The 24256-nt window shown below is 64.7% G+C and carries 22 protein-coding genes; 9 read left to right on the forward strand and 13 right to left on the reverse strand.

Features of this window, described 5'->3' with window-relative positions:
• Positions 1 to 35: 35 nt before the first annotated feature.
• Entirely contained in the window at positions 36 to 440 is a 405-nt protein-coding gene (locus tag AC0L21_RS04815) for a hypothetical protein (RefSeq protein ID WP_473258737.1), read from the reverse strand.
• Between the two features lie 92 nt (positions 441 to 532).
• Entirely contained in the window at positions 533 to 1705 is a 1173-nt protein-coding gene (locus AC0L21_RS04820) for an MFS transporter (protein WP_473258739.1), read from the reverse strand.
• 186 nt (positions 1706 to 1891) lie between these two features.
• Here AC0L21_RS04820 and thrS point away from each other — a divergent pair, with 186 nt between their 5' ends.
• From thrS to AC0L21_RS04835, 3 genes are all read left to right on the forward strand, one after another.
• Positions 1892 to 3973 carry a threonine--tRNA ligase gene (gene thrS, locus AC0L21_RS04825; RefSeq protein WP_473258742.1) on the forward strand — a complete coding sequence of 694 codons (2082 nt, stop codon included), beginning with the start codon at positions 1892 to 1894 and terminating at the stop codon, positions 3971 to 3973.
• A 93-nt stretch (positions 3974 to 4066) separates the two neighbouring features.
• Positions 4067 to 4630 (forward strand): nitroreductase family protein, encoded by a 564-nt coding sequence (locus AC0L21_RS04830; RefSeq protein ID WP_473258745.1) that lies wholly within the window; start codon positions 4067 to 4069, stop codon positions 4628 to 4630.
• Positions 4631 to 4693: 63 nt separating this feature from the next.
• A complete protein-coding gene (locus tag AC0L21_RS04835) occupies positions 4694 to 5962 on the forward strand; it encodes a serine hydrolase domain-containing protein (RefSeq protein ID WP_473258747.1) in 1269 nt (422 codons plus the stop codon).
• On the opposite strand, the gene AC0L21_RS04840 is transcribed toward AC0L21_RS04835, so the two are convergent.
• The 3 genes from AC0L21_RS04840 to AC0L21_RS04850 form a co-directional block, all read right to left on the reverse strand.
• On the reverse strand, positions 5948 to 8410 hold the full coding sequence (locus AC0L21_RS04840) for a putative bifunctional diguanylate cyclase/phosphodiesterase (protein ID WP_473258749.1): 2463 nt from the start codon (positions 8408 to 8410) through the stop codon (positions 5948 to 5950). The genes AC0L21_RS04835 and AC0L21_RS04840 overlap by 15 nt on opposite strands.
• A 1033-nt stretch (positions 8411 to 9443) precedes the next feature.
• Positions 9444 to 9683: a hypothetical protein gene (locus AC0L21_RS04845; protein ID WP_473258753.1), complete on the reverse strand. Its 240-nt coding sequence runs from the start codon at positions 9681 to 9683 to the stop codon at positions 9444 to 9446.
• A gap of 356 nt (positions 9684 to 10039) precedes the next feature.
• Complete coding sequence (locus AC0L21_RS04850; RefSeq protein ID WP_473258755.1) at positions 10040 to 11113, reverse strand: hypothetical protein; 1074 nt, start codon at positions 11111 to 11113, stop codon at positions 10040 to 10042.
• A gap of 241 nt (positions 11114 to 11354) precedes the next feature.
• On the opposite strand from AC0L21_RS04850, the gene AC0L21_RS04855 reads away from it, so the two are divergent.
• On the forward strand, positions 11355 to 12395 hold the full coding sequence (locus AC0L21_RS04855; protein WP_473258758.1) for a patatin-like phospholipase family protein: 1041 nt from the start codon (positions 11355 to 11357) through the stop codon (positions 12393 to 12395).
• A gap of 17 nt (positions 12396 to 12412) precedes the next feature.
• Here the strand turns inward: AC0L21_RS04855 and AC0L21_RS04860 are convergent, their stop codons facing one another.
• Positions 12413 to 12841, reverse strand: a complete 429-nt coding sequence (locus AC0L21_RS04860; RefSeq protein WP_007611784.1) for a CBS domain-containing protein — start codon at positions 12839 to 12841, stop codon at positions 12413 to 12415.
• A 189-nt stretch (positions 12842 to 13030) separates the two neighbouring features.
• A complete protein-coding gene (locus AC0L21_RS04865; RefSeq protein WP_473258760.1) occupies positions 13031 to 13867 on the reverse strand; it encodes a rhomboid family intramembrane serine protease in 837 nt (278 codons plus the stop codon).
• A 465-nt stretch (positions 13868 to 14332) separates the two neighbouring features.
• Here AC0L21_RS04865 and AC0L21_RS04870 point away from each other — a divergent pair, with 465 nt between their 5' ends.
• Positions 14333 to 14887 carry a PAS domain-containing protein gene (locus AC0L21_RS04870; protein ID WP_473258762.1) on the forward strand — a complete coding sequence of 185 codons (555 nt, stop codon included), beginning with the start codon at positions 14333 to 14335 and terminating at the stop codon, positions 14885 to 14887.
• 13 nt (positions 14888 to 14900) lie between these two features.
• On the opposite strand, the gene AC0L21_RS04875 is transcribed toward AC0L21_RS04870, so the two are convergent.
• On the reverse strand, positions 14901 to 15290 hold the full coding sequence (locus AC0L21_RS04875) for a COG4315 family predicted lipoprotein (protein WP_473258765.1): 390 nt from the start codon (positions 15288 to 15290) through the stop codon (positions 14901 to 14903).
• Between the two features lie 146 nt (positions 15291 to 15436).
• Here AC0L21_RS04875 and AC0L21_RS04880 point away from each other — a divergent pair, with 146 nt between their 5' ends.
• Both AC0L21_RS04880 and AC0L21_RS04885 read left to right on the forward strand, forming a co-directional pair.
• Positions 15437 to 15943 carry a GNAT family N-acetyltransferase gene (locus AC0L21_RS04880; protein WP_473259426.1) on the forward strand — a complete coding sequence of 169 codons (507 nt, stop codon included), beginning with the start codon at positions 15437 to 15439 and terminating at the stop codon, positions 15941 to 15943.
• A gap of 127 nt (positions 15944 to 16070) precedes the next feature.
• The gene (locus AC0L21_RS04885; protein ID WP_473258768.1) at positions 16071 to 16367 is read left to right on the forward strand and encodes a hypothetical protein; all 297 of its coding nucleotides are present in this window, start codon (positions 16071 to 16073) and stop codon (positions 16365 to 16367) included.
• 76 nt (positions 16368 to 16443) lie between these two features.
• Here AC0L21_RS04885 and AC0L21_RS04890 read toward each other — a convergent pair whose 3' ends face one another.
• The 5 genes from AC0L21_RS04890 to AC0L21_RS04910 form a co-directional block, all read right to left on the reverse strand.
• Entirely contained in the window at positions 16444 to 18402 is a 1959-nt protein-coding gene (locus AC0L21_RS04890; protein ID WP_473259429.1) for a DEAD/DEAH box helicase, read from the reverse strand.
• Positions 18403 to 18713: 311 nt separating this feature from the next.
• Positions 18714 to 19226: a hypothetical protein gene (locus tag AC0L21_RS04895; RefSeq protein ID WP_473258770.1), complete on the reverse strand. Its 513-nt coding sequence runs from the start codon at positions 19224 to 19226 to the stop codon at positions 18714 to 18716.
• Positions 19227 to 19330: 104 nt separating this feature from the next.
• Entirely contained in the window at positions 19331 to 19771 is a 441-nt protein-coding gene (locus AC0L21_RS04900) for a VOC family protein (protein ID WP_473258772.1), read from the reverse strand.
• Positions 19772 to 19864: 93 nt separating this feature from the next.
• Positions 19865 to 20347, reverse strand: coding sequence for a DUF5680 domain-containing protein (locus tag AC0L21_RS04905; RefSeq protein ID WP_473258775.1), 483 nt, complete (start codon positions 20345 to 20347; stop codon positions 19865 to 19867).
• Between the two features lie 2 nt (positions 20348 to 20349).
• Positions 20350 to 21501, reverse strand: a complete 1152-nt coding sequence (locus tag AC0L21_RS04910) for a zinc-binding dehydrogenase (RefSeq protein WP_473258777.1) — start codon at positions 21499 to 21501, stop codon at positions 20350 to 20352.
• Between the two features lie 261 nt (positions 21502 to 21762).
• Here AC0L21_RS04910 and AC0L21_RS04915 point away from each other — a divergent pair, with 261 nt between their 5' ends.
• Complete coding sequence (locus tag AC0L21_RS04915; protein WP_473258780.1) at positions 21763 to 23004, forward strand: MFS transporter; 1242 nt, start codon at positions 21763 to 21765, stop codon at positions 23002 to 23004.
• A 71-nt stretch (positions 23005 to 23075) separates the two neighbouring features.
• Positions 23076 to 24242, forward strand: a complete 1167-nt coding sequence (locus AC0L21_RS04920) for an MFS transporter (RefSeq protein ID WP_473258782.1) — start codon at positions 23076 to 23078, stop codon at positions 24240 to 24242.
• Positions 24243 to 24256: the final 14 nt, after the last annotated feature.

Below are 24256 nucleotides of genomic sequence, written 5' to 3' on the forward strand. Positions count from 1 at the left end.
TGCTGGACCTTGGCCATGGGCCTCAGGTCTTGCCCTCAGGTTTTTGGCAGCTTCGGGATGCTCTCGGCAAAGCCGTTGAAGCAGGCCAGCCGCTCGTCCTCTTCCTTGAAGAAACGGCAATCGGCGTAGCCTTTGGCCTTTGCGGGCTTCGGCTTCGGAGTCGGCGCGATGACGGCGTCGTAGCAATTGAGCCGGTCTTTGGTGCCGTCATCGAGTTCCAGGCAAGCCTGGAGCCGCGCCGCGATAGACTGTGGCTTGCCCTTGGGCGCCGCAGCCGGCTTGGCCGCGGCCTCCTTGGTCCCCGCCGTGGTGCCCCCCTTGGTGCCCTTGGGCTTGACCTGAACCAACGGCTTGTCCCCGACCATTGGTGGTGGCTTGTCGGCTTGTGCAAACGCGGAGGCTGAATAGAGCACCGCGGCAACCGCCAGAATCATCCTCATTTCAGTCAACCCTCTTTGGTCCCCATGACCGGCCTTCTAGCCTCCCGGCGCGCCGTTTGCCAAGCACCTTGCGCACACAGGCACGCTTCCGTTCAGGCCGGGGCGGCAGTTGCCAGCGGGGGCCGGGTCAGGACCACCAGGATCAGCGCCAGCACGACGAAACCGACCGAGACGAAGCCGAGCGTATGCAGGAGTTCGCGGGCGAACAGCAGTCCGCCGACGGCCGAGCCGACCGCTTGGCCGATGTAGAGGACGGAGGTGTTGAGTGCGACGGTCGCCGATGCCAGCGACGGTGCGGCCGAGACTAGCCGGACCTGCTGCATCGAATTGGTCGAGGCAAAACCGAGGCCCCAGATCGCGACCGCACCCGCCATCAACGCGAGCGTGCCGGCGCCGAGCGCCCAGCCCGTGATCCCCGCAAGCAACAGGCAGGTAAACAGCAGCGAGGTGCGATAGGGCCCTGATGTGTCGACGATGCGGGTCGCGATGACAACGCCGAGGAAGCCGCAGACGCCGTAGAGAGCGAACACCAGGCCGATCGCATCCGGCCCCGCGCCGGTCAGCTTGTTGAGCAGCGGCCCCATGAAGGTGAACACCACGAACTGCCCCGACATCTGCAACATCGTGATCGCAAGCAGCAGCAGGATCGTCCTGTTGCAACCGACCGCGCTCCAGGTCTTCAGGTCCACCGGCGTCCCCTTCAAGCCCGCCGGCAGCCGCATCAGCAACAGCAGCAAGCTGACGCAGCCCAGCGTGCCGATGCCGCCATAGGCCGCGCGCCATCCATAGCGGCTGGCGATGAAGGTGATCAGCGGCAAGCCGACGGCGGCAGCGAGCGACCAGCCGAGAAAGATGTAGGCAATCGTGCTGCCGCGACGCTCCACCGGCACGATCAGCGCCGCCGTGCCGGCGGCCTGCGGCGTATAGAGCGCGCCGACCGCGAGCATCACCAGGCGGATGACGAGGAGGCTCGCATAATCGGGCGCAATGGCCGAGGCCAGATTGCCAAAGGCGAGCACCGCCAGCGTCGTGGTGAGCAGCGTTCGGCGCTCGATCCGGCTGGTGAGCCATGCCGTCAGCGGCGAGCCGATGCAGAGGATGACAGCCCCGAAGGTGATCAGGAGCGCGGCCGCGTGGATGCTGACGTCGAGCCCCGTCGCCAATTCCGGCAGCATGCCCGCCGGTGCCAACACCGAGCAGCCGGTGACGAGATTGCCGAGCATCAGGGCGGTTGACGCGAAACGGCCGGCGTGTGCATTTTCCATGCAAGCGCATGTAGAACCGCCTTGCGACCAGTTAAAGGGCATTGCCCGGAATAGTTCGTGCAGCGCCCCCGCTTTTGCGCGCCGGTTTCTTGGAAATGCCGGATTGCGCAGGCCGAATCGCCTGATATATCGCTCGTTCCCGCTTACCTGCGCTCGTTCGCAGGAGTGAGCCTCAGGAGACATGCCATGACCGACCAGCCCAAGGACCCGTCCAAGGACCAGTCCAAGTCCGAACAGCCCAAATCCGAATCCGGCTTTCAGTACAGCCTCAGCAATTTGAGACCCGTGACCCCACCGGAAAAAATCACCCTCACCTTCCCGGACGGCGCCCGGCGTGAATACGCCAAGAGCATCACCGGTCTCGATCTCGCCAAGGGCATTTCGCCGTCGCTGGCCAAGCGCACGGTCGCGATGGCGCTCGACGGCGTGGTCTCCGACCTCGACGATCCCATCGAAGCCGATGCCAGGATCGAGCTGATCAACCGCGACGATCCGCGCGCGCTCGAGCTGATCCGCCATGACTGCGCCCACGTGCTGGCCGAAGCCGTGCAGACGCTGTGGCCGGGCACCCAGGTCACCATCGGCCCCGTGATCGAGAACGGCTTCTATTACGATTTCTTCCGCAACGAGCCGTTTACGCCGGAAGACTTTGCCGCGATCGAGAAAAAGATGCGCGAGCTCATCGCGCGCGACAAACCTTTCACCAAGGAGGTTTGGGATCGCGAAAAGACCAAACAGGTGTTCCGCGACAAGGGCGAGGCGTTCAAGGTCGAGCTGGTCGACGCCATTCCCGGCAACGAGCCGATCAAGATCTATTACCAGGGCGACTGGTTCGATCTCTGCCGCGGCCCGCACATGACTTCGACCGGCAAGGTCGGCAACGCCTTCAAGCTGATGAAGGTGGCCGGCGCCTATTGGCGCGGCGACAGCAACAACCCGATGCTGACCCGCATCTACGGCACGGCATTCTCCAAGCAGGAGGACCTCGACGCTTATCTGAAGCAGATCGAGGAAGCGGAAAAGCGCGACCATCGCAAGCTCGGGCGCGAGCTCGACCTCTTCCACTTCCAGGAGGAAGGTCCGGGCGTCGTGTTCTGGCACGCCAAGGGCTGGACCATCTTCCAGCAGCTGATCGCCTATATGCGGCGGCGCCTGGCCGGCGACTACAGCGAGGTCAATGCCCCGCAGATCCTCGACAAGTCGCTGTGGGAGACCTCCGGCCATTGGGGCTGGTACCGCGAGAACATGTTCGCGGCGCAGTCGGCCGGCGAGGAGGCCGAGGACAAGCGCTGGTTCGCGCTCAAGCCGATGAACTGCCCAGGCCACGTGCAGATCTTCAAGCATGGCCTCAAGAGCTACCGCGACCTGCCGCTGCGGCTCGCCGAGTTCGGCGTGGTGCACCGGTACGAACCATCCGGCGCGATGCATGGATTGATGCGCGTGCGCGGCTTCACCCAGGACGACGCGCACATCTTCTGCATGGAGGATCAGCTCGCCGACGAGTGCCTGAAGATCAACGAGCTGATCCTGTCGACCTATGCCGATTTCGGCTTCACCGGCGATCTCACCGTGAAACTGTCGACCCGGCCGGAGAAACGCGTCGGCACCGACGCGATGTGGGATCACGCCGAGCGCGTGATGGCGACGGTGCTGCGCGAGATCCAGTCGCAGAACAATCACATCAAGACCGAGATCAATCCGGGCGAAGGCGCCTTCTACGGGCCGAAGTTCGAATATGTGCTGCGCGACGCCATCGGCCGCGACTGGCAGTGCGGCACCACGCAGGTCGACTTCAACCTGCCGGAACGGTTCGGTGCGTTCTACATCGACCACGACAGCAGCAAGAAGCCGCCGGTGATGGTGCACCGCGCGATCTGCGGTTCGATGGAGCGCTTCATCGGCATCCTGATCGAGCACTATGCCGGCAACTTCCCGCTCTGGCTGTCGCCGGTGCAGGTGGTGGTCACCACCATCACGTCGGAAGCCGACGAGTATGCCAAGCAGGTGCTGGAGCAGGTCCGGCGTGCGGGACTTAGAGCCGAGATCGACCTGCGCAACGAAAAGATCAACTACAAGGTCCGCGAGCATTCGCTGGCCAAGATTCCGGCACTGCTCGTGGTCGGCAAGAAAGAGGCCGAGACGCAGTCGGTCTCGATCCGCCGGCTCGGCAGTGACGGGCAGAATGTCACGACGACGGCGGAGGCGATCGCGGCCCTCGTCGACGAAGCGACCCCGCCGGATGTGAAGCGGGCGCGCGGCGCCGTCTGACATCTGAAATCGGTCTAAACTCGCTTTCGGTTGCGGGCGTGCATTCCTATGTGGGGATTGCACGTCCGACGACCAGCCGAAGAGGAAACCGCAGTGCCCGACGCCATCGAACTCCTGAAGACCCGCCGCTCGGTCAAACCGCGCGAGATGTCCGGGCCCGGCCCCTCCCCCGCCGAGCTCGAGACCATCCTCACCATCGGCGCGCGCGTGCCCGATCATGGCAAGCTCGCGCCCTGGCGCTTCATCGTCTTCGAGGGCGATGCGCGCCAGCGCGCCGGCGAAGTGATCGCGAAGGTGTTTGCCCGGAAGAATCCCGGCGCGGCGGCGGCCGATGTCGAGACCGAGCGCAAACGCCTCAGGGATGCGCCGCTGGTGATCGGCATCGTCAGCTTCACCAAGCCGCATCCGAAGGTGCCGGCCTTCGAGCAGGAATTGTCGGCCGGCGCCAGCGTCATGAACATCGTCACGGCCGCGACCGCGCTCGGCTACGGCGCCTGCTGGCTGACCGGCTGGTTCTCGTTCGATCGCGACGTGCTGGACGGCCTCGGCCTCAAGCCGGACGAGAAACTCGCCGGCTTCGTCCATATCGGCAAGCCGACCAGGCCGAGCGAAGACCGTCCGCGACCGGTCCTTTCTGAAATCGTGACGCGATTTTAACCGAAGGCGTGTTGACGCCTTCGACGTCTTGCGGCTTTGATCCCGGCAAGGGAGGAGGCCCGGATGAAGCGTCGTGAATTTCTGGTCGGAGCCGCGCTGCTGGCCGGCACGATGGCGCGAAGCCGCGCCGCCGACATCCCCGCGCCGTCGTCCGACGGGCTCGACCGTATCACCGCGTATTTCGACAACGAGGTGACGAGCGGCCGGCTGCCGGGCGTAGTGGTGCTGGTCCAGCAGCACGGCAAGCCGGTCTATCTGAAGACTTTCGGCGTGCGCGACACCAGGACGGGCCTCGCGATGACGTCCGATACGATCTTCGCCATCCACTCGATGACCAAGCCGATCACGTGCCTTGGCGCGATGATGCTGATCGACGAGGGCAAGCTTGCGCTCGCCGATCCCGTGTCGAAATACATTCCTCTCTTCGCCGACACCAAGGTGGGACTGGAGGTCACCAATCCCGACGGCACGTTGCATCTGGATCTCGTGGCCCCCATCCGTCCCGTCAACATCGAGGATCTGCTGCGGCACACCTCCGGCATCAGCTACGACTATATCGGTGGCAAATGGGTCGAGCAGGCCTACAAGGCCGCCAATATCTTCGAAGGTCAGTTCAACAACAGGGAATTCGCCCAACGCATCGCGAAGCTGCCGCTGGCGCGGCAGCCGGGGACGCTGTGGCGCTACGGTCATTCCACCGACGTGCTCGGCAGCGTCATCGAGATCATCTCGGGCCAGACGCTGTACGCATTCCTCAAGCAGCGCATCTTCGATCCGCTCGGCATGAGCAGCACCAAATTCGCGCTGACGACCGAGGACGAGCTCGCGCGGATGGCACGGCCGCTGCCGAACGACAACATCCTGCTCGCCGCCGAGCGCGAGCGCCTGGACCATCCCGAATGGCAGTCCGGCGGCGGAGGACTGCTCTCGACCATCACCGACTATCAGCGTTTCTCGCAGATGCTGCTCAATGGCGGCGAGTTCGACGGCAAGCGCTATCTGAGCCCCGCCGCGTTCAAGGCCATGACGACCGATCACGTCGGGCCGGGCTCGGGCGTCGGACGCGATTACTTCTATTTTCCGGGCGACGGCTTCGGCTATGGCTATGGCCTCGCGGTGCGGACCGATCCCGGCAACGCCAGACCGCCTCCGCCCGGCTCGCTCGGCGAGTTGAAATGGGACAGTGGCAGCGGCACCTATTTCGGCGTCGATCCCAAGCTCGACATGGTCTACCTGCTGATGCAGCAGACTCAGAACGAGCGCAGCCGCATCACGCCCGCCTTCAAAGCGCTGGTCTATGATTGTTATCCGCCCGAGTTACGCCGCCCGTGAAGCACGCTGGCCGAAATCGGCGAGCAGCTTTGCGATCTCGGCGGCGGGCCGCGCCGCGCTGAACAAGAAGCCCTGCACTTCGTTGCAGCCTTCGGCGCGCAACCACGCGAGCTGATCCTCGGTCTCGACGCCTTCCGCGGTCGTGGTGATGTTGAGGCTGCGGCCAAGCCCCGAGATCGCGCGAACGATCGCGACGCAATCGGGCCGCCCTGCCAAATCCTTGACGAAGGAGCGGTCGATCTTGATCTTGTCGAAGGGGAAGCTGCGGAGATAGCTGAGGCTGGAATAACCGGTGCCGAAATCATCCATGGAGATGCTGACGCCGAGCTCGCGCAACTGATGCAGGATGGCGAGATTGGCGTCGGTCTCGGCCAGGAAGATCGACTCGGTGATCTCGAGCTCGAGCCGCTTCGGCGACAGGCCGGACTGCGCCAGTGCCGAGATCACGACCTGAACCAGATTGCGGCTTCGGAACTGCGCCGGCGACAGATTAACCGCGACCTTGACGTCGACGGGCCATTTCACCGCCTCGGAGCAAGCCACGCGCAGCACCCACTCACCGAGCTGGGTGATCAGGCCGATGTCCTCGGCGACCGGAATGAACTCCGCCGGCGAGATCATGCCCTTGTCGGGGTGATGCCAGCGCAGCAGCGACTCGAAGCCGGAGATGCGGTCGGAGGCGATCGAGACCAGCGGCTGGTAGTGCAGCTCGAACTCGCCATTGGCAAACGCGCGGCGCAGATCGAGCTCCATGTCACGGCGCTTCTGCGCCTGCAAATCCATCTTGCGCTCGAAGAAATGATGCACGCCGCCGCCGTCCGACTTCGCCCGGTACAGCGCCATGTCGGCGTTGCGCATCAACTCTTCCGACGTCACGCCATCACCCGGCGACAGCGCGATGCCGATGCTGGCGCCGATCACCATCTCCTGACCGTCGATCTCGTAGGGCGCCTTCAGCAGGTCGATCAGCAAGCTCGCGCAGGCGCTGGCCTCGTTGGGCCTGACGTCGGCCCCCAGGATCACCGCGAACTCGTCACCGCCGAGCCGGGCCGCGAGATTGGCGCCGCGGACCGCGGTGCTCAGACGGGCGGCAACCTCCTTCAACAGGCGGTCGCCCACCGGATGGCCGAAGGAATCGTTGACGTTCTTAAACAGGTCGAGATCGAGGTAGAGCACCCCGACCCGCTTTCCGCTGGCCTGGTCGAGCGCCTGCTTCAAGCGCTCCTGGAAGTATTCGCGGTTCGGCAGATCGGTGAGCCCGTCATGGTGCGCCATGTGGGCGATCCGCGCCTCGGCCTTGCGCCGTTCGGTGATGTCGACCACCGCGACCAGATAGCCGTCGCGATCGTCGAAGGCGACGCGGCGGCCGAAGGTCAACACCTCGATCTCGCTGCCGTCGGCGCGCAGATGCCGCCAGTTGCGCGAGGAGTGATAGGCGTCGCCGATGCGTTCGAGCGCCTCGGCGTGGCTGCCCCATTCGTCCTGCGGCCAGATCTCGTGCAACTTCATGCGCAGGAAGGCGGCGCGGCTGTAGCCGTAATGCTGGACCGCGGCATCGTTGACGCTGAGAAACTGCTTGCTCGCGGCGTCGAACACCCACATCGGCATCGGGTTGTTGTCGAACAGCAGGCGGAAAGAGGCGTCGCGCCGCTTCAACACAGTGACATCCGAGATCGTCAGCGAGACCACGTCGGCAAACGCGGTGGCGCTCAGCCGGAGATGGCGTCCGTCGTTCTCGATCTCGAGCTGCTCGCCGCGACCGCCGGAGACGGCTTTGAGCAAGAATTCCATGACTTCAACCGAGGCCAGCAGCGTGTCGCCCTCGCCGATCCGGCGCCACAGCAGGCTCGCGCCTTCGGCCTTCAGCAGCAGCGCCGCACTCTTGTTGTGGTGCACGATCTGGAGATCGAACGGCTTGCCCCCCGCATCGCGCAGCGTCGCCAGCGAGACCACCGCGTCGTCGGTCGACGCGAAGATCGCGTCCAGGAGATTGTATTGCGCGCCGCGTTCGTTGATGTAGGCGCCGACCAGCGTCGCGCCCCAGCGCGATGCGGTCGGCAGCGCCAGCACATCAAATGTCCTGACCATGCCGTCGCGCACGCAATGGGCGCTGGCCAGGTGTGGCCGCCCGTTGGCGAGCGCGCTCGCCGCGGCTTCCGACAGCGCGGTAGCGCAATCGGGCGAGAGCGCGGCGACCGGGATGTCCCAGCGCTCTTCGCCGAGCCATTTCTGCACGTAGCGTCCGCTGCGCGACAGTTCGAGCGCGCCGTCGCCCTTGAGCAGCGCGATGTGGTCGGCGAGCCGCCCCAGGCTGCCGAGCATCACGTCCTCGTAGCGCGGCAGCCGTTCGCCCGGCTTCAACGCGGCACGCCATTTGCGCTGAAGCACCGGGATGTCGTCGAACATTTCGGCGGCCGGTTTTCCCGACACTTTCTTCACGGCACTCATGGCAGTCCCCAACGCACTTTCCCGCCGCATCCAATGCAGCCGCGCTTAACGGTGTGTAAAGAGCGCACGAGCGCGGGTTCCGTTCGGCGATTATGACAGTTTAAAGTCGGGCGTTGGTTAGTGGGCGTTAGAGACTATGACGGTTGTGCGAAGGCGTTGCGGAGGCGGCGCGTGAGACCGAAGCTTTGGCGCACCGCTGCATCAGCAGTGTCGTTGCGAGCGCAGCGAAGCAATCCAGAATCTTTCCGCGGCGGCAGACTGGATTGCTTCGCTGCGCTCGCAATGACGGAATCTGCGGGTGGCAGCGTCGCTCTTTAAATTCGCATCTCACTCGCAGACACACCTTCGCCATCTCGCGGCTTGTTCGCCCGAGCTTTGCTTCGTCGCCTCACCCTCAATTGAAGGAGGGCGCAGGGAAGACCGGGTGCCGGCTGGCACCCGCGGTCCACTGTGCGAGATTGTCGTAAGAACAATGCACAGCGGCATACAGGTGAAGCCCAACACACGGCCTTCCCTGCGCAGTGGCTTTACGGCTTATGTCGTGATCTCCCCGGGGAGCGATGCACTATTGCCCCCGTCGCCTTGCGGATGGCTGACGCGTGTGCCCGGTTGGGCAACCACATCACCACAAGACTTGACGCACAGACCCCGGGCGTCAGGACCACACGATTTTGCCGTACGCCGGTCACACCGGTCGTGTGCGCGACGCTTTCGCTCACGGTTGCCCGCCCTGCGAAACCCTTCGCGCCGATGTGACCAACGTCCACCGCCGTCCGGCCCGCGTTCGTGACGATCGCGATACGCCCCTCTTCCTTGGGCCGGAGTGAGGCGTGGATATGCTATTTCCGAATTTCGGTAAAGCGGAATATTTTTGGTGGCGCGCGTTGACGGACAGTTTCGGTGTTTTGCCCGACGGGCAACACACGGCCTTGTAGCCCGGATGGAGCGCAGCGTAATCCGGGGTTGTCGAAGGCGGACGCAGCGGTCCCGGATTGCGCTGCGCTCCATCCGGGCTACGGACCTTCGGACGCGACTAGTCCTCGCTGGACGTCGCCAAGCGGCTGCGCAGATGGGCCTGCGACAACAGAAAGAACAATGCGCGCTCGCCATGATATTTGGCGGACGGCCGGGTGCGCTCGAAGCCATCGGCAAATTTCTTGCCGGATTGGTCGCACACCTGCCACCGCCAGCCGAACCGCTTACGCCTGGTGAGGATCACTTCGAACATGTCGACGAGCTTGGCCCCTGCTCCTTGCCGGTCTCGCAGACGCACGAGCCTGCTCCGGCCTCCTCCGTTGGAGTGATGCCCGACATATAGCGCAGCAGGATGGAAAGCGACTAAAATTGATTATCGGAAATAGGTATCTTGCACCGGCTGTGAGGAAGTCGCGGCGTCGCTGGAATAAGCCGGCAGTGCCGGTGTTGGTCGGTCCTTCTTGGTAGCGCTGCCAGAGCTGTTCAAATCGAAACACCAACCAAATCGCAACGCCAAACCGGGCAGCGGAGAGCATCTGCTTTCGCACGCGGGACTGGCGGTAATACGATATGGGAGATCCGTGCGCTGAATGAGAAGTATTCACCAGACACGAAGACCTGCGTCGGGCCGCATGCGGGATCACCGCTCACGCACTACCGCGCGACGACTTCTACTTCGCCGTCGACGCCGTTGACGACGTTGAAGCCGCGCTCGTAAACCTTGCCCTCGTTCTTGGCGATGGCGCGGTATTCGCCTTCGGAGAGCACGACGCGCGGAAAGGCGCCGATCGATTCCTTGATGACGTCGCCGCCCGGGGTCAGCACCGACCAGGCGGTGTTGGCGAGCGCCTCGCCGCCCCTGTCGCTGACAAGCTTGAGCGTGATGACGGCGGCGCGGTGGGTGATGGTGACGTCGGTGAGCTTGCTGGCCTGGACGCGGATGTCCGAGCGCACCACCGAATTGGCATCACCGTAATTCGAGATGATGTAATAGGTACCCTCCGGCAGCAGCACGACGTCACCGGCGGCGACGTTCGGCACCAGGGAGGCGCGCTCGCCGGATTCGAACTGGCTGCCCTTGTAGATCGCGAACGAGATCTGGTTCTGCGGAATGCGACTGGTGCCGACGCGGCCCTCGATGCGCAAGCCGCCGGCGGGCAGCACGAAGGATTCCCGGTCGGTTTCGGCCTTCAGGGCGACGGTGCGCACCGCGCTGACCAGACCAAAGGCGACGTGCACGACGTAATTGCCGGGCGGCAGCACGATGTTCGGCGTGGCATTGCGGTCTTCGCGGATCAGCTTGAAGGTGCCGTTCTCGTCGGGACGATCGGCAAACACGCGCCAGACCAGACCGCTGGTGATCGGCGGGGTGTCCTTGCCGTATTTCGCCGTCAGCGACAGCACGCCCTGTCCGGGCACGGCCGCGTTGAGCGGCGGAGCGGACGGCACGGTCGTGACCGCGGGCGGCGGCATGCTGGGCGTGGTCGGCTGCAACAGGGTCGGCGGCAGGCTCGGCGGTCCGGCACCCGGGCCGGAGGGCGGCGCCAGGCTGACGGCACCGCCGGGATCTGGCACCGACGCGGGCGGCACCGGCGGCGGACGATCGGAGAAAAGCTGCGCCTGCGCAGCATTTTGGCCAAGAGTATAGAGGCAGGCAGCAAGGACCAGCGCCGGCAGCAGCGATGCGCTGCGCCGCCATCCGATGATGCCGTCACCCCCGAGAGTCATGCCACCTGCTTTTCACCGAAAACGCGGCAAATTCAAGCCTCTGACTCCCCGAGAAATACGGCCCGACACGGTTTTGGAACCTGGTTGACGCCTGCGTGATTACCCGAGAGGCAGCTGCGCCTCGCCATACTCCTGCCCCGTGCGCTTCCCAAACCGGCATAAACCATGCTTCGGCCCGGTTCTGGCGGAGCGCGAGTACGGTGCCTAGTCTGATGGCGGGTCCCGGCGTAGGAGAGTTTCGGTGCTGGACATATTGAAGGGTCGGGGTTCGAACAGCGATAGGGTCGCCGAGAAAGTCGGCCTGGGCAGCATCCGCCGGCCGGTCATCGGCCTTGCGCTTGGCGGCGGCGCGGCGCGCGGCTTCGCTCATATCGGCATTATCCGGACCCTGCTCGCCAACGGAATCGTGCCCGACGTCGTGGTCGGCACCTCGATCGGCGCGGTGGTCGGCGGCCTCTATGCGGCCGGCCGGCTCGATACGCTGGAAGAATGGGGCCGCAGCCTGCAAGGGATGCGCAACATCCTCGGCTATCTCGACATCCGCCTCAACGGCTCCGGCCTGATCGGCGGCGAGAAGTTGGCGACCCGGCTCGAGGCTGCCTGCGGCCAGAGCCAGATCGAGGATCTCCCGATCAAGTTCGCCGCCGTCGCGACCGAGGTCCGTACCGGCCACGAGATCTGGCTGACGCGCGGGCGCGTGGTCGACGCGATGCGCGCCTCCTATGCGCTGCCGGGCATCTTCTCTCCGGTCCTGATCGGCGATCGCTGGCTGGTCGACGGCGCATTGGTGAACCCGGTGCCGGTCTCGGCCGCCCGTGCGCTCGGCGCGGAAATCGTCATCGCCGCAAATCTTTCCAGCGACATCTTCACCTATTCGACGACGGTGTATTCGCACGGCGCGATACCTGAACCGGTGATCCCCCCGACCGAAGAGCCGGCGTCAAAGCGGCGCTTCCCGAGATTCTTCTCGCCTGAGAAGACGGTGAAGCGCGAGTTCTTCGGCGGCGGCAGCGCCCGGCCCGGCCTCTCTTCGGTGATGGTCGACGCCTTCAACATCATGCAGGACCGCATCACCCGTGCCCGCCTCGCCGGCGATCCGCCCGATATGCTGATCACACCGCGGATCGGTCAATTCGGCTGGTTCGATTTCCACCGCTCCGAGGACCTCATCGCCCTGGGCACCCGCGCTGCCGAGCGCGCGCTGGAGTCCATCCAGGAGGCAATCCAGGAACTTGCGCCGGCGCCCGAGGGCGCCGCGCCCAAAGCCGACCAGCAGGCCTGATCAGGCGGTCTTACTGATCAGGCGGTCTTGATGTAGTCGCGCAGAGCTTCCTGCTCGGACTCGTATTCCTGCACCCGACGCTTGACGATGTCGCCGATCGAGATCAGGCCGACCACCTTGCCGTTGTCGACCACGGGCAGATGGCGGAACTTGCCGGTGGTCATCATCTCCATGAGCTCGGCGACCGTGTCGGTCTCTTTGCAGGTGACCACTTTGCGGGTCATGACCTGAGAGACCGGCTCCTCCAGCGCGCCGGCGCCGCGCTCGCCGATCACCCGCACGATGTCGCGCTCCGAGAGGATGCCTTCCAGCCGGCTCTGGTTCATCACCAGCACAGCGCCGATCTTCTTCTCGCCGAGCAGTTTGACCGCGACCGCCAGCTTCGCGTCCGGCTCGACGCTCATGATCTGGTGGCCCTTGGTGTTGAGAATCGAACGTACCGTCATTGTCGCCTCCCTGAATCGCAACCGTCCGCTGTTCGCGGTCCGGACTTGTTCTTCGAGTCTTCAACTAACAGTTTCAGCGCCGGTTTCACGCTCGGGCGCTTTGCGAAGCAAAGCCGCTAGTGGCCTGTCGCTTCGGAACATTCTTCTCGGGAATGATGGATGAATTCGGGCGGCGCCGCAAGCGCCGCTTCAAATGCGGTCTGAAATGTCCTGTGATGACGCATCCGCAGCATCGCTTCGCACGCGCGGCACGGGATCGAACAGCGTGAACAGCAACAGGCCGGCAAGGAAGCCGCCGATATGCGCCTGCCATGCGACGCTCGTGGTCTCGCTATCGACGCCGATCGCGCCGACGCCGAAGACGATGTTCACGCCGAACCACACCGCGAGGAAACCGAGCACTCGCCCGTCGCGCAGCGCGCGCGCCAGCGGCAGCGCCGGAACTCTTGCGGCGGTATCGGCATCCGATCGGCTGAACGACAGGAAGCTGCCGCGAACGAAGGCGAAGCGGATGGCCGCCGCCATCGCGCCGGACACCGAGGCCGAGGCGCCGATCATCGGCGCCACCGCGTGCTCATGGGTGACGAGATGGGCAAGCGCGCCGGCCGCCGCCGTCACCGCGAGGAACAGGAAGAACCTGATGGCGCCAAAGCGCCGCGCCAGCGCGCTGCCGAACGGCAACAGCCACAACACGTTGAAGCCGATATGGGTGAGATTGGCGTGCAACAGCGAATAGGTGACGAAGGTCCAGACCTTCGCGCCGGCCCCGCCGGGAATTTCCAGATTGAGCAGCGAGGAATCGTAGCGCTTCGGGATGAAGCCGAAGACGTCGATGGTCCAGTTCTCCAGCTCCGGCGGCAGCAGCACCCGCAGATGGATCGCCGCGAGCAGGAGGATATAGGCGGTCAGCGCGAACGGCAGCGTCAGGATCGGCTCGCGCGGAGGCTCCCCGACAACGGCCGGCACCTCCAACGAAGCATCTTGCAACGGAGGATCTTGCGGCGGAGAATTTGGCGGGGAATCCAAGGCGGCTTCGCTTTCAGGCGCGATCGGAGCGACAGTCTTGACGACAGGCCTTGGAGATAGTCGCCTTTGCCCGCCCTGCGCAAGTGCACAAAAGGAAAAGGCAGGGCCCTGGGAAAGCCCTGCCTATCCGTGTCGGACTTCCGGTACCCAGAGAGACGGGAATATCCCCACCCCTCCCCGCGGCCGGTGACCAAACTGTTTGACGCCTGTGTACAGGCCTCGCCGAGAACCTGGAGAAAAGCGGCGAAGCTTGCGACCGCGGCCACCATAGCAGCGGGGCGGCGCACGGAAAGCGCATAGTTAATTTAACGTTAACGACGCAAAGGCAGCGCCAAGGGCGCCGAAAACGCCGCGGCGGCATGGACGCTGCAAAGTCCCTCCTGCACAACAACACAGGGATCGTGGCTGCACTGAAGCGGGACAGGTTTGTCCCGCAAGCTTGCGCCCCGGGATAAGCGTTCAGCCATGAAACATCCGTCGAGCCGCGAGTTCTTCGAATATTGGAACGAGAAGCGCGGTACTGCGCGGGCGCCAGACCGGGCCGATATCGATCCGGCCGCCGTGCGCGGCCTGCTCGGTGATATCTTCGTGCTGTCCTGCGAGCCCCATCTCGGCTTCCCGTTCCGCGTCGCCGGCACGCGCGTCTGCGCGCTCGCAGGGTGCGACCTCAAGGACTCGAGCTTCGCGGCGCTGTTCGACGAAGGCAGCCGCCGCGAGATCGAGGAGATCACGACCATCGTCGCCGACGAGAGCCTCGGCGCAATCGCCGGCATCACCGCCGCGCGCGACGACGGGAGCAAGGCGCATCTCGAGCTGCTGCTGCTGCCGTTCAATGCCCGCCCGCATACACCTGTGAGCGTGACAGGCGTGCTCGCGCCGTTCGACGACGAATGCGGCGCGCTCGGCCCGTTCGCCCTCACCTCCTGGCGCTATCTGCACCAGCCGGAAAAACTGCTGCCGCGCGCGATCCGCAAACTGCAGATCGCACGCGGGCTGATGGTGTATGAGGGGCTGCGCTAGGAGTGCACCCCGCTCACGGCATCGCCAAATGCCAGGCGCCGTTCAGAAAGCCGTCGCCGGTGACGTCGCCGGGCTTGGTGTCCTTGGCGAAGGTGTAGAGCGGCTTGCCCTTGTAGGCCCATTGCTTCGAGCCGTCGTCGCGCGTGATGACGGTGTAGCCGTCGGCGGCGGCATCGCTCGCTTCGGCCTTCAGCACCGGCCAGTTGGTCGCGCAGGCACCATTACAGGCCGACTTGCCGTCCGCGTCCTTGTCGAAAGTATAGAGCGACATGCCCTTCGCGTCGGTGAGCACATTGCCCTTGTCGGTCTTGCCGGTCTTGGTCGGCGGTGCCGCGAAAGCAGCGGGAACCATCGCGAGCGATATTGCGAGCGTGAGCGCGAGGCGGATCGAGGATGTCGTCATGGTCTCTCCTGTCATGCAATGGGCTTGCATGGGTAGGACGCCGCGCGAGCCGTCGTATTCCTGAGATCGCGGCAAAGATATTTTTCGCTGCGCGCATCGTCGCATCGGAATAAACTGGGATGATTGAGACGGAACGACGGATCGACATGAGCAAGCCGCATTGGCGTCCCGCCCGCGCCTCCGATCTGCCGGCGATCAGCGTGATCGCAGCGCGGATCCATCCTGATCTGCCTGAGCGGCCTGAGGTCTTCGCGGAAAAGATGCGGCTCTATCCTGACGGCTGCCGCGTGCTTGTCGCGGACGACGGGATCGTCGGCTACGGTCTCGCGCATCCCTGGATGCAGCACCGGATTCCGCCGCTCGACGGCTTCCTCGAGCAACTGCCCGGCCATGCGGATTGCCTCTATTTGCACGACGTCGCGGTGCTGCCCGACTTTCGCGGCGGCGTTGCGCGCGACTATGTCGTCGTGGTCGAACAGCTCGCGCGCGCGTCAGGAATCGCGATGCTCGCATTGGTGTCGGTCTACGCCACGCGGCCGCTGTGGCAGCGTCTCGGCTTTCGGCCGGTCACGGCGGATGCGGAGCTGCGGGCAAAGCTCGCGTCCTACGGCGACAGCGCAACCTACATGCTGCGCGACCTCGCTGCGACGTAACGTCCCTGCCCCGCCGGCGCAGCTCACGCCGGCGTGAAGCTATTCCCTCGAACCGGGTTCGATCAGCTCTCGTCCAAGAACTGTGCGGACCGTTCTGGTCTCGCCGAATCGAGGCTGGAGAATTTCCATGAAACTCACATTGTCGAAACTTGCTTTGCTTGCCTTGGCTGCGACGGCCGCGTTCAGCGCAACCAGTGCCAACGCGGCTCAATTCCGGACCTATGGCTGCGATTCCGCTTTCTTCGAGGGCTGCGGCATCCTGATCGAGCAGCCAACGCCGAGCGGCAGAAGCCGCGTCAGCGTCACTCACGACACCTCGCCCACCTACATGAAGCAGACCGATCCCCGCTACATCTCGTCGATGCGCGATGCCGGCGGTGGTGGCGGCGGAGGTGGTGGTGGTGGCGGCGGCGGTGGCCGCTGAGCCCATCCGGCTTTTCAGATGATGTCGCCGGTGCAATCCGGCGGCATCGTTGCTGTCGCTGCTGAACAGCGCCCGTTCAACCGCGATGCTTTTTCTTCTTCGGCTTCTTGCCCGACGCACCCTTTTCAGACCACGGCGTGACCGAAGCTTCGGAATGGCCCGGCTTGGTCTTATGTTTCTTTTTCTTCGCGAACGCCGGAGCGTCGTCGAATTTCGTCGGGCGCTCGCCGAAAGTCTTGCCGCGCGGTTTGAATTCGCTCTTGTCGCGCGGGCGATCGTCTCGACGTTCACGATGATCGCTGTCGCCGCTCTCGCGCCGCGGCACGTGGGACCGCTCTTCCGAAGCCGCTTGCCGCTGCGGCGCATCCGCCATCGGCTCGAGGCGGATATTGTCTTCCTTGTCCGGACGCTTGATCTTCACGGCGAAGGAGTCCGCGACCCGCTGGGAAATTTCGAACTCGGTCGTGGTGTCCATGATCTTGATCGCGCCGATATCGCCCTTGTCGATGCCGCCACGGCGGCAGATCATCGGCAACAGCCAGCGCGCTTCCGCGTTCTTTTTTCGTCCGATGTTGGCCCGGAACCAGACGCTGCCATCCGCCATGCCATGTTTCGACGACGATTTGCCCGCTTTGGGACGAGCCCTTTCGGGCCGATCGTCGCCACGCGAAGCGCGGACATCGTCGCGCGGTGCGCGCGTATCGTTGCGGCCGCGATCCTCGCGCGGCCGGCCAGCTCGCTCGCCGGGATCCATGATGTCTTCGGGCGATGGCAGCCGCGCGCGATAGAGCCGTGCGAGTGACGCGGCGATCTCCTCGGCCGACCGCTCGGCCAATAGCGCCTGCGCCAGCGCCCGATCGTCGGCGGTGGTCTCCTCCGTGAACAGCACGTCCTTCATGCGCTCATGATCGAGCTTGCGGATCTCATCCGGCTGCGGCGCCGTCCCCCAGACCGCGTCGATGCCCGAGACGTTCAGCAGCATTTCCGCGCGCCGCCGCCGCACGGGCGGCACCAGCATGACGCTGGTCCCCTTGCGGCCCGCGCGTCCGGTGCGGCCGGAGCGATGCTGCATGACCTCGGCGTCGTTGGGCAGATCCGCATGAATGACGAGGTCGAGGCTCGGCAGATCGATGCCGCGGGCGGCGACGTCGGTTGCCACGCAGACGCGCGAGCGTCCGTCCCGCAGCGACTGCAACGCCGTGGTTCGCTCGTTCTGCGTCAATTCGCCTGACAGAGCGACCACGGAGAAGCCACGCTCCAGCAGCGCCGCCTGCAAATGCCGGACGCCATCGCGCGTGCTGCAGAACACCAGCGCGCTCGGTGCCTCGTAGAAGCGCAACACGTTGACGACGGCGTGCTCGGCATCGCCGGGCGCGATCCGGATCGCGCGATACTCGATATCGGCATGACCGCCTTCGTCGCCGGCGACTTCAATCCGGAACGCCCGCTGCTGATACTGCTTGGCCAGCGCGACGATGCCGCGCGGGAACGTCGCCGAGAACATCAGGGTGCGGCGCGTGTCCGGCGTGGTCTTGAGAATGAATTCCATGTCCTCGCGAAAGCCGAGATTGAGCATCTCGTCGGCCTCGTCGAGAACGACCACCTTCAATTCCGAAATGTCGAGACGGCCGCGGCGCAAATGATCGCACAACCGGCCGGGCGTGCCGACGACGATATGAGCGCCGGCCGCAAGCTCGCGCTGCTCGCGCCTGGGGTCCATGCCGCCGACGCAGGAGACGACGCGCCCACTCGCATGCTCGTACAGCCACGCCAGCTCGCGATGGACCTGCAAGGCAAGCTCGCGGGTCGGCGCCACGATCAGGGCAAGCGGTGCACCCGCCCGCTCGAACCGCTCGGCGTCGCCAAGCAAATCCTTGGCCATGGCCAGCCCATAGGCCAGGGTCTTGCCGGAGCCGGTCTGGGCCGAAACCAAGAGGTCGCGGTCAGCGGCTTCGTCAGTGAGCACGGCGAGCTGAACGGGGGTCGGACGGTCGTAGTTGCGCTCGGCCAAAGCTCGGGCGAGCGGCGCACTCATGGTCGGAAAAGACACGGGATAAACCTTGGTTGGTCCAGGCGCGGAACGTCGAGCCGCGCGACCTGAAGCTGCGTAGGCGGCAAATGGTCCAGCCGCACGCGTGGTGATTTGATTTGGACGCTCTTTACGCCAAGTGCGGGCAAATCACCATGCCTATGACGCATGGCTTTGGTGATGCCGAGAATAAGCTTACCGGTCGGCTCGACCCACTACATCCAGCGTTTTCGGGCCGTTTCGCTGCATCTAGCGGGATTTTCCACCGAAGCCGCCGCCGCAGTGCGCAAACTCGCATAGAGAGCGACGCGCGGGCCCTAATCCCTGGAGGCCACCAGCCTGCCGAAGCCGCCAGCCAGCCTGGCTCTGGCCCGGGCAACAGTGTCTCTTGCCGCGTGGCCCAAGGCGCGGACCGCGCGCCAGGCTTCGGTGGCCTGCAGCCATGCTCTCATCTCGGTGAACTTCCCATAGACCCAGGCGAAGGCCGGAATCCGCATCAGCTTGTCACGCGTGAGATGGAACAGGCGCTCGACCAGGACGAGCTTGAGCAGCTCGCCGATGATGAATGTCACGGCCCCGCTCACGACCTGACCGGTTGCGGCGAGATAGGCCGCCACGGGCTTGACCGGCTCCAGGATGATGACGGGCACGGAAAACAGCGCGAGCGAGCAATAAGGCGACAGCGATCTGATCCAGCCGCGCAATCGCTTCAAATGGAGATGCCGCCCGATCCAGCGCGAGATCGGCCTCGCCACGGCCATGAAGACCGCATCCACCAGGAAGTAGATGGCGGCCAGGATGTAAGTGACGGGTTTCAGGATCCGCTTCACGATGAACTCTCCCGTGAACTGAAAGCCGAAACCCGGGCCTGAGTTTCACCCCGGCGTGAAAAACTCGATGGAACTTTTCGTGCACGGCCGCCCGCTCCCGCGGTTCAGATCTCCGCATAGACTTCCAAAAGATTGCCGTCGGGGTCGCGAAAGAACAGCGTCCGATGCCCGAACGACTGGTTCGTTGGGGGTGACAGCAGCGCCACGCCGTGGCGTGCGAGTTCGTCGGCACACGCATCGACTTCGGCCGCGGACACCCTGAAGGCCAGTTGCAGCGCGGCACTGCCCGCCGGCGTCGGCGCGTCAGTCGCAGTTCGGCCCGGTGTAGCGAGAGCCAGCGTGTTGGGGCCCAAGCCGTACTCGATCCAGTTCGGCGACAGCTCCCGCAGCAGCGGAAACGCGAGGACGTCTTCATAGAAGCGGCGCATCGCCGCCATGTCGCGCACGAAGACGACGGTGTAGTCGATCGCGCGGATGGCACGGAAGGGCGAGCGCGTGCGTTGGCCTGGCTCGGTCGTTTGTTCGTTTGTCATCTCGTCCTTCATTCCAAACGCCGGCCCGTAGCCCGTATGGAGCGTAGCGTAATACGGGACTGGCGGCCCCGGATTACGCTGCGCTCCATCCGGGCTACGGATCATCTAGCGCAACATGCCACCACCATAGCGCAGCTCGTAAAGCAGCGCGCCATCCTGCTGCGCAATCGTCTCGATGCCGTGGAAGCGATCGAAGGAGCCTTCGACCTCGTTGCGGTAGATCATGCCGTCCTGCTCAAACAGATGCGGCCCCCGGTACGGCTCCTCCACGGATACGGCCAGTAGTGCCTTGCGCAGGAATTTGTAGATCGCAAGGAAGGTGTCTCGCCCCGTGATCTCCGCGCGGACGCCACCGCTGTAGCTCATCGACCAGATGACGCGCTCATCCCGGGACACGGTCTCCTGCCCGACGAAGAACCCCATCCCGAAATAGATATCGCGATAGGCATAAGGCGGCGCGCGATGCTCAAGCTGCTTGGAGCCTCTGAGCAGCGGAGCGGCCACGGTGGCGTCGTCGTCCAGCCCCGCATAGGTGCTGCGCTTGGATTCGACCAGAAACGCTGCGAGGTCGTGCGGGATCGATGCCATCGTTACTCCACCAATTCCGGCCACGGCACGATGGTTGATTTCACCGTCTTCATCGCCATCGCATCCCTGACCGCCTGTGCGACCCCCTCTTCCGTGAACGGATAGATCGTCTGCATCTTGAGCCAGGGATATTTGTCCGCCGTGCGATAGAGCATGTCGACGCCGAGCGGCAGATCGTTGGCGGTAAAACCCCAGGAGCCCAGCACGTTGATATCCTTGGTGCAGATGCGGTGCCAGGAGGTCTCGATCGAGCCGGCGTCTGTGAACTGGCCCATCTCGACATAGGTGCCGCCGTCGCGCAGCATCTCGATGCCTTCGGGGCCGGCGGAGGGGTGGCCCGAGCAATCCATCACCAGATCGGCGCCGAAGCCGCCGACGATGTCGCGTACGCGTGCGATGCGGTCTCGTGGTGACTTCAGTTCGTCGATGTTCACCGTCGCCTCGGCGCCGAACTCGCGCGCGAGCTTGAGCCGCGGCTCCTCCGGCGCACCGACGCAGATCACGCGCCCTGCCCCCATCTCCTGCGCCGCGGCGACTGCGAGAATGCCGATCGGGCCCGAGCCCTGGATCACCACCGTGTTGCCCCAGGAAAAACCGCCGGCGCGGCTGGCGCGATTGAAGGCGCGGATGCAGGAGGTCAGCGGCTCCGACAGCGCACCCAGCCGCAGCGACATGTCGTCAGGCAATTTGTAGATCTTGGTGCCCGGCAGCATGTCGAGATCGACATAGACATATTCGGCCCAGCCGCCCCACATGTGAGGTGCCTTGTCGAAGCCGAGATAGCGGCCGTAGTAAACCGGCGTCAGGCACTTGTTGGCGCTCAGGGGATAATGGATGCAGTAATAGCAGCGGCCGCACGGCATCAGCGGCGGGATCATCACTTTTGATCCGACCTTGAGCGACTTGCTCATGAAGTCCTCGGTGAATTCGTCGCCGCATTCGACGATGATGCCGCCGAGCTCGTGGCCGAGCGTGAACGGCCAGGGCAGCGGCTTCGGCCAATGTCCTTTCAGGATGTGCAGGTCCGTGCCGCAGACGCCGCACGCGCCGACCTTGATCAGCGCGGCCTTTTTGCCAACCTTCGGCCATGGCACGGTGCGAATGACGGGCTCACTGCCCGGCCCTGCGTGGGTGCAGACGCGGATCTGGTCCATGGCGTGTCCTCGATGCCCGCTTTTATTATGGCTGATTGGTGCGAGCTGACGAGCAGCGTATGTGAGATGCGCGGTCGTGCCAAGCCGTGGGCGCGTAGCCCGTATGGAGCGTAGCGGAACACGGGGAGCCGCAGGCGAGAATCCCGGATTACGCGTCGCTCCATCCAGGCTACGGGACCGCTGTTCTCACACACCCAAGTGTCTTGAGCGCTCGACGGCGAACGTGTAGGCACGGCGCGAAAGTCCCACCCAGGTGCCCTCTTGAACCCCCTCCCTCAAAATCCTGTCGTCGCATCCGGATCGTTCGCTGCGATGAAGTCGGTGCCGTATCGACTCCAGTTCATCGCTTACGTGCTGGCGATGATGGCCGATAATATCGAGCATGTGATCAGCTATTGGGTGGTGTTCCAGAAATTCCATTCGCCGGCGTTGGCGGGGTTTGCCGTGCTGTCGCACTGGCTGCCGTTCCTGCTGTTCTCGGTCGCGGTTGGCGGGCTCGCGGACCGGGTCGATCCGCGCCGCATCATTCAATGCGGTATGTTGCTGTTCATCGTGGCCTCGGCTGGATGGGGTTTCTTCTTCATCACCGACACCATTGAGATGTGGCACGCCATGCTGCTGCTGGTGATCCATGGCTGCGCCGGCGTGTTGTGGCAGACGCCGAACCAGCTCCTGCTCTACGATCTCGTCGGCCCCGCCGATCTTCCGAGCGCGGTGCGGCTGAATGCGATGGCGCGCTATCTCGGCATTCTGGTCGGACCTGCCGTCGGCGGCATCATCATGCTCACGCTCGGCACCTCGCATGGCATCATCTTCAACACGCTGTTCTATCTGCCGATGCTGCTGTGGCTGTTCTGGGCGCCGGTGCGCGACAGCAGCGTGGCCGTGCGGCGCTTCGCGGTGCGCGGCCTTGCCGACATCATGCTGACGATCGGCGCCATCGGCACGCAGCCGGTGCTGACGGCGATGACATGGCTCGCCGGCCTCACCTCTTTCATGATCGGCAATGCCTATCACGCCCAGATGCCGGGCTTTGCCGGCGATCTCGGCCATGGCGATCCCGGAATCTCCTACAGCGTGCTGCTCGCGGCAGATGCTGCCGGCGCGCTGCTCGCCGGCATCGCGCTGGAATCCTGGGGGCGGCTCAAGGGTACGCCGCGCACCGCGATCATGCTCGCGATGCTGTGGAGCGTGGCGCTGCTCGGCTTCGCCTCGGTGCGGATCTATCCGGTCGCGATCGTGCTGTTGTTCTTTGCAGGCTTCTTCGAGCTGTCGTTCAACACCATGGCGCAGGCGCTGGTGCAGTTGAACGCGCCGTCCGACATTCGCGGCCGCGTCGTCGGCCTCTACAATATGGCCGGGCTCGGGATGCGGGCCTTCAGCGGCATCACGGTCGGACTGTTCGGTGCGGCGATCGGCATTCACTGGTCGCTCGGGCTCTCGGCCGCGGTGCTGCTGGCACTGCTATGTTTTCTCTATGGGCGCGCGACGAGGAAGTCGTAAGCTCAGAGCTTGCGGTTGACTCCGGCGTCTCCCCACCGCACGCTCGATATAGGGCTTGGGGAGATGAAGCGTTGCGCAATCGCTGGGGCATACTTGCGATCCTGTTCGTCGTTCGCCTCACCATCGCGTTCCAGTTCCAGAGCGTGGCCGCGGTCGCGCCGCTGCTGCAGCAGAGCTTCGGCGTCGGACTCGCCGATATCGGCATCCTGATCGGACTCTATTTCACACCGGGCATCGTGCTGGCGCTGCCGGGCGGCGCGATCGGCCGCGCCCTCGGCGACAAGCCTACCACGATCGTGGCGCTGCTGCTGATGACGGCGGGAAGTCTCGTCATGGCCACCACCGACGTCTGGGGCTGGCAGATGGCGGGCCGGCTCGCCTCCGGCGCCGGTGGCGTGCTGCTGACCGTACAGCTCACCAAGATGGGCACCGACTGGTTTGCGGGTAAGGAGATCGCCACCGCGATGGCGATCTTCGTCAACTCCTGGCCGGCGGGCGTTGCGATCTCGCTGCTCGTGCTGCCGGCGATCGGCACGACTTACGGCGCGGGCGCCGTGTTTCTCGTGGCCGGCGCGCTGACCGCGATCGGCATTGCGCTCATCATTTTCTACCAAGCGCCGCCGGGAGCAACCGCCAGCGCGGCCGGCTCCGGGCGGCTCGATCCGCTCGCGCTTCTGGCGGTGATCGTCGCGGGTGCGATTTGGGGCCTTTATAACATCGGCTTCGCCATGATTTTCTCGTTCGGCCCCTCATTGCTCGTCGAGCGCGGCTGGAGCATTGCGGCGGCGGGCTCGGCGATCAGCCTCGTGATGTGGCTGTCGGTGATCTCGGTGCCATCAGGCGGATATCTCGCCGATCGCACCAAGCGCCCCTTTGTCGTGGCGATCGCGGCGAGCCTCGTGGTGGCCGGTCTGCTCGCCTGGCTGACCCGGTCCGACGCTGTGATCGCGATCCTGGTCCTGGGCGGCTTGATCGGCGGCCTTCCCGCCGGCCCGATCATGAGCCTGGCCGCCCGCGTACTCGCGCCGGAGACACGGGCGATCGGAATGGGCGTGTTCTACACTCTCTTCTATGCCGCGATGATGCTGGGGCCGGCGGTGGCGGGCCGGCTCGCCAAATCGGCCGGCACTGCCGCGGTCGCGCTCGACCTCGGCGCGCTGACGGTGCTGGCCTGCCCGCCCCTGATGTGGCTTTTCGAACGCATTGTGGCTGTTCGTCATCGCCGCGCCCGATCCTAACGCGGCATTAACCC

Source organism: Bradyrhizobium sp. WSM4873, assembly GCF_055811355.1.

What these genes read in the sequence shown, in the direction of transcription:
- AC0L21_RS04890 (WP_473259429.1), bottom strand. Translation starts at nt 18,402, where the DNA reads ATGAGTGCGCCGCTCGCCCGAGCTTTGGCCGAGCGCAACTACGACCGT.
- AC0L21_RS04900 (WP_473258772.1), bottom strand. Translation starts at nt 19,771, where the DNA reads ATGAAGGACGAGATGACAAACGAACAAACGACCGAGCCAGGCCAACGC.
- AC0L21_RS04910 (WP_473258777.1), bottom strand. Translation starts at nt 21,501, where the DNA reads ATGGACCAGATCCGCGTCTGCACCCACGCAGGGCCGGGCAGTGAGCCC.
- AC0L21_RS04840 (WP_473258749.1), bottom strand. Translation starts at nt 8,410, where the DNA reads ATGAGTGCCGTGAAGAAAGTGTCGGGAAAACCGGCCGCCGAAATGTTC.
- AC0L21_RS04875 (WP_473258765.1), bottom strand. Translation starts at nt 15,290, where the DNA reads ATGACGACATCCTCGATCCGCCTCGCGCTCACGCTCGCAATATCGCTC.
- AC0L21_RS04905 (WP_473258775.1), bottom strand. Translation starts at nt 20,347, where the DNA reads ATGGCATCGATCCCGCACGACCTCGCAGCGTTTCTGGTCGAATCCAAG.
- AC0L21_RS04820 (WP_473258739.1), bottom strand. Translation starts at nt 1,705, where the DNA reads ATGGAAAATGCACACGCCGGCCGTTTCGCGTCAACCGCCCTGATGCTC.
- AC0L21_RS04835 (WP_473258747.1), top strand. Translation starts at nt 4,694, where the DNA reads ATGAAGCGTCGTGAATTTCTGGTCGGAGCCGCGCTGCTGGCCGGCACG.
- AC0L21_RS04850 (WP_473258755.1), bottom strand. Translation starts at nt 11,113, where the DNA reads ATGACTCTCGGGGGTGACGGCATCATCGGATGGCGGCGCAGCGCATCG.
- AC0L21_RS04860 (WP_007611784.1), bottom strand. Translation starts at nt 12,841, where the DNA reads ATGACGGTACGTTCGATTCTCAACACCAAGGGCCACCAGATCATGAGC.
- thrS (WP_473258742.1), top strand. Translation starts at nt 1,892, where the DNA reads ATGACCGACCAGCCCAAGGACCCGTCCAAGGACCAGTCCAAGTCCGAA.
- AC0L21_RS04885 (WP_473258768.1), top strand. Translation starts at nt 16,071, where the DNA reads ATGAAACTCACATTGTCGAAACTTGCTTTGCTTGCCTTGGCTGCGACG.
- AC0L21_RS04815 (WP_473258737.1), bottom strand. Translation starts at nt 440, where the DNA reads ATGAGGATGATTCTGGCGGTTGCCGCGGTGCTCTATTCAGCCTCCGCG.
- AC0L21_RS04880 (WP_473259426.1), top strand. Translation starts at nt 15,437, where the DNA reads ATGAGCAAGCCGCATTGGCGTCCCGCCCGCGCCTCCGATCTGCCGGCG.
- AC0L21_RS04870 (WP_473258762.1), top strand. Translation starts at nt 14,333, where the DNA reads ATGAAACATCCGTCGAGCCGCGAGTTCTTCGAATATTGGAACGAGAAG.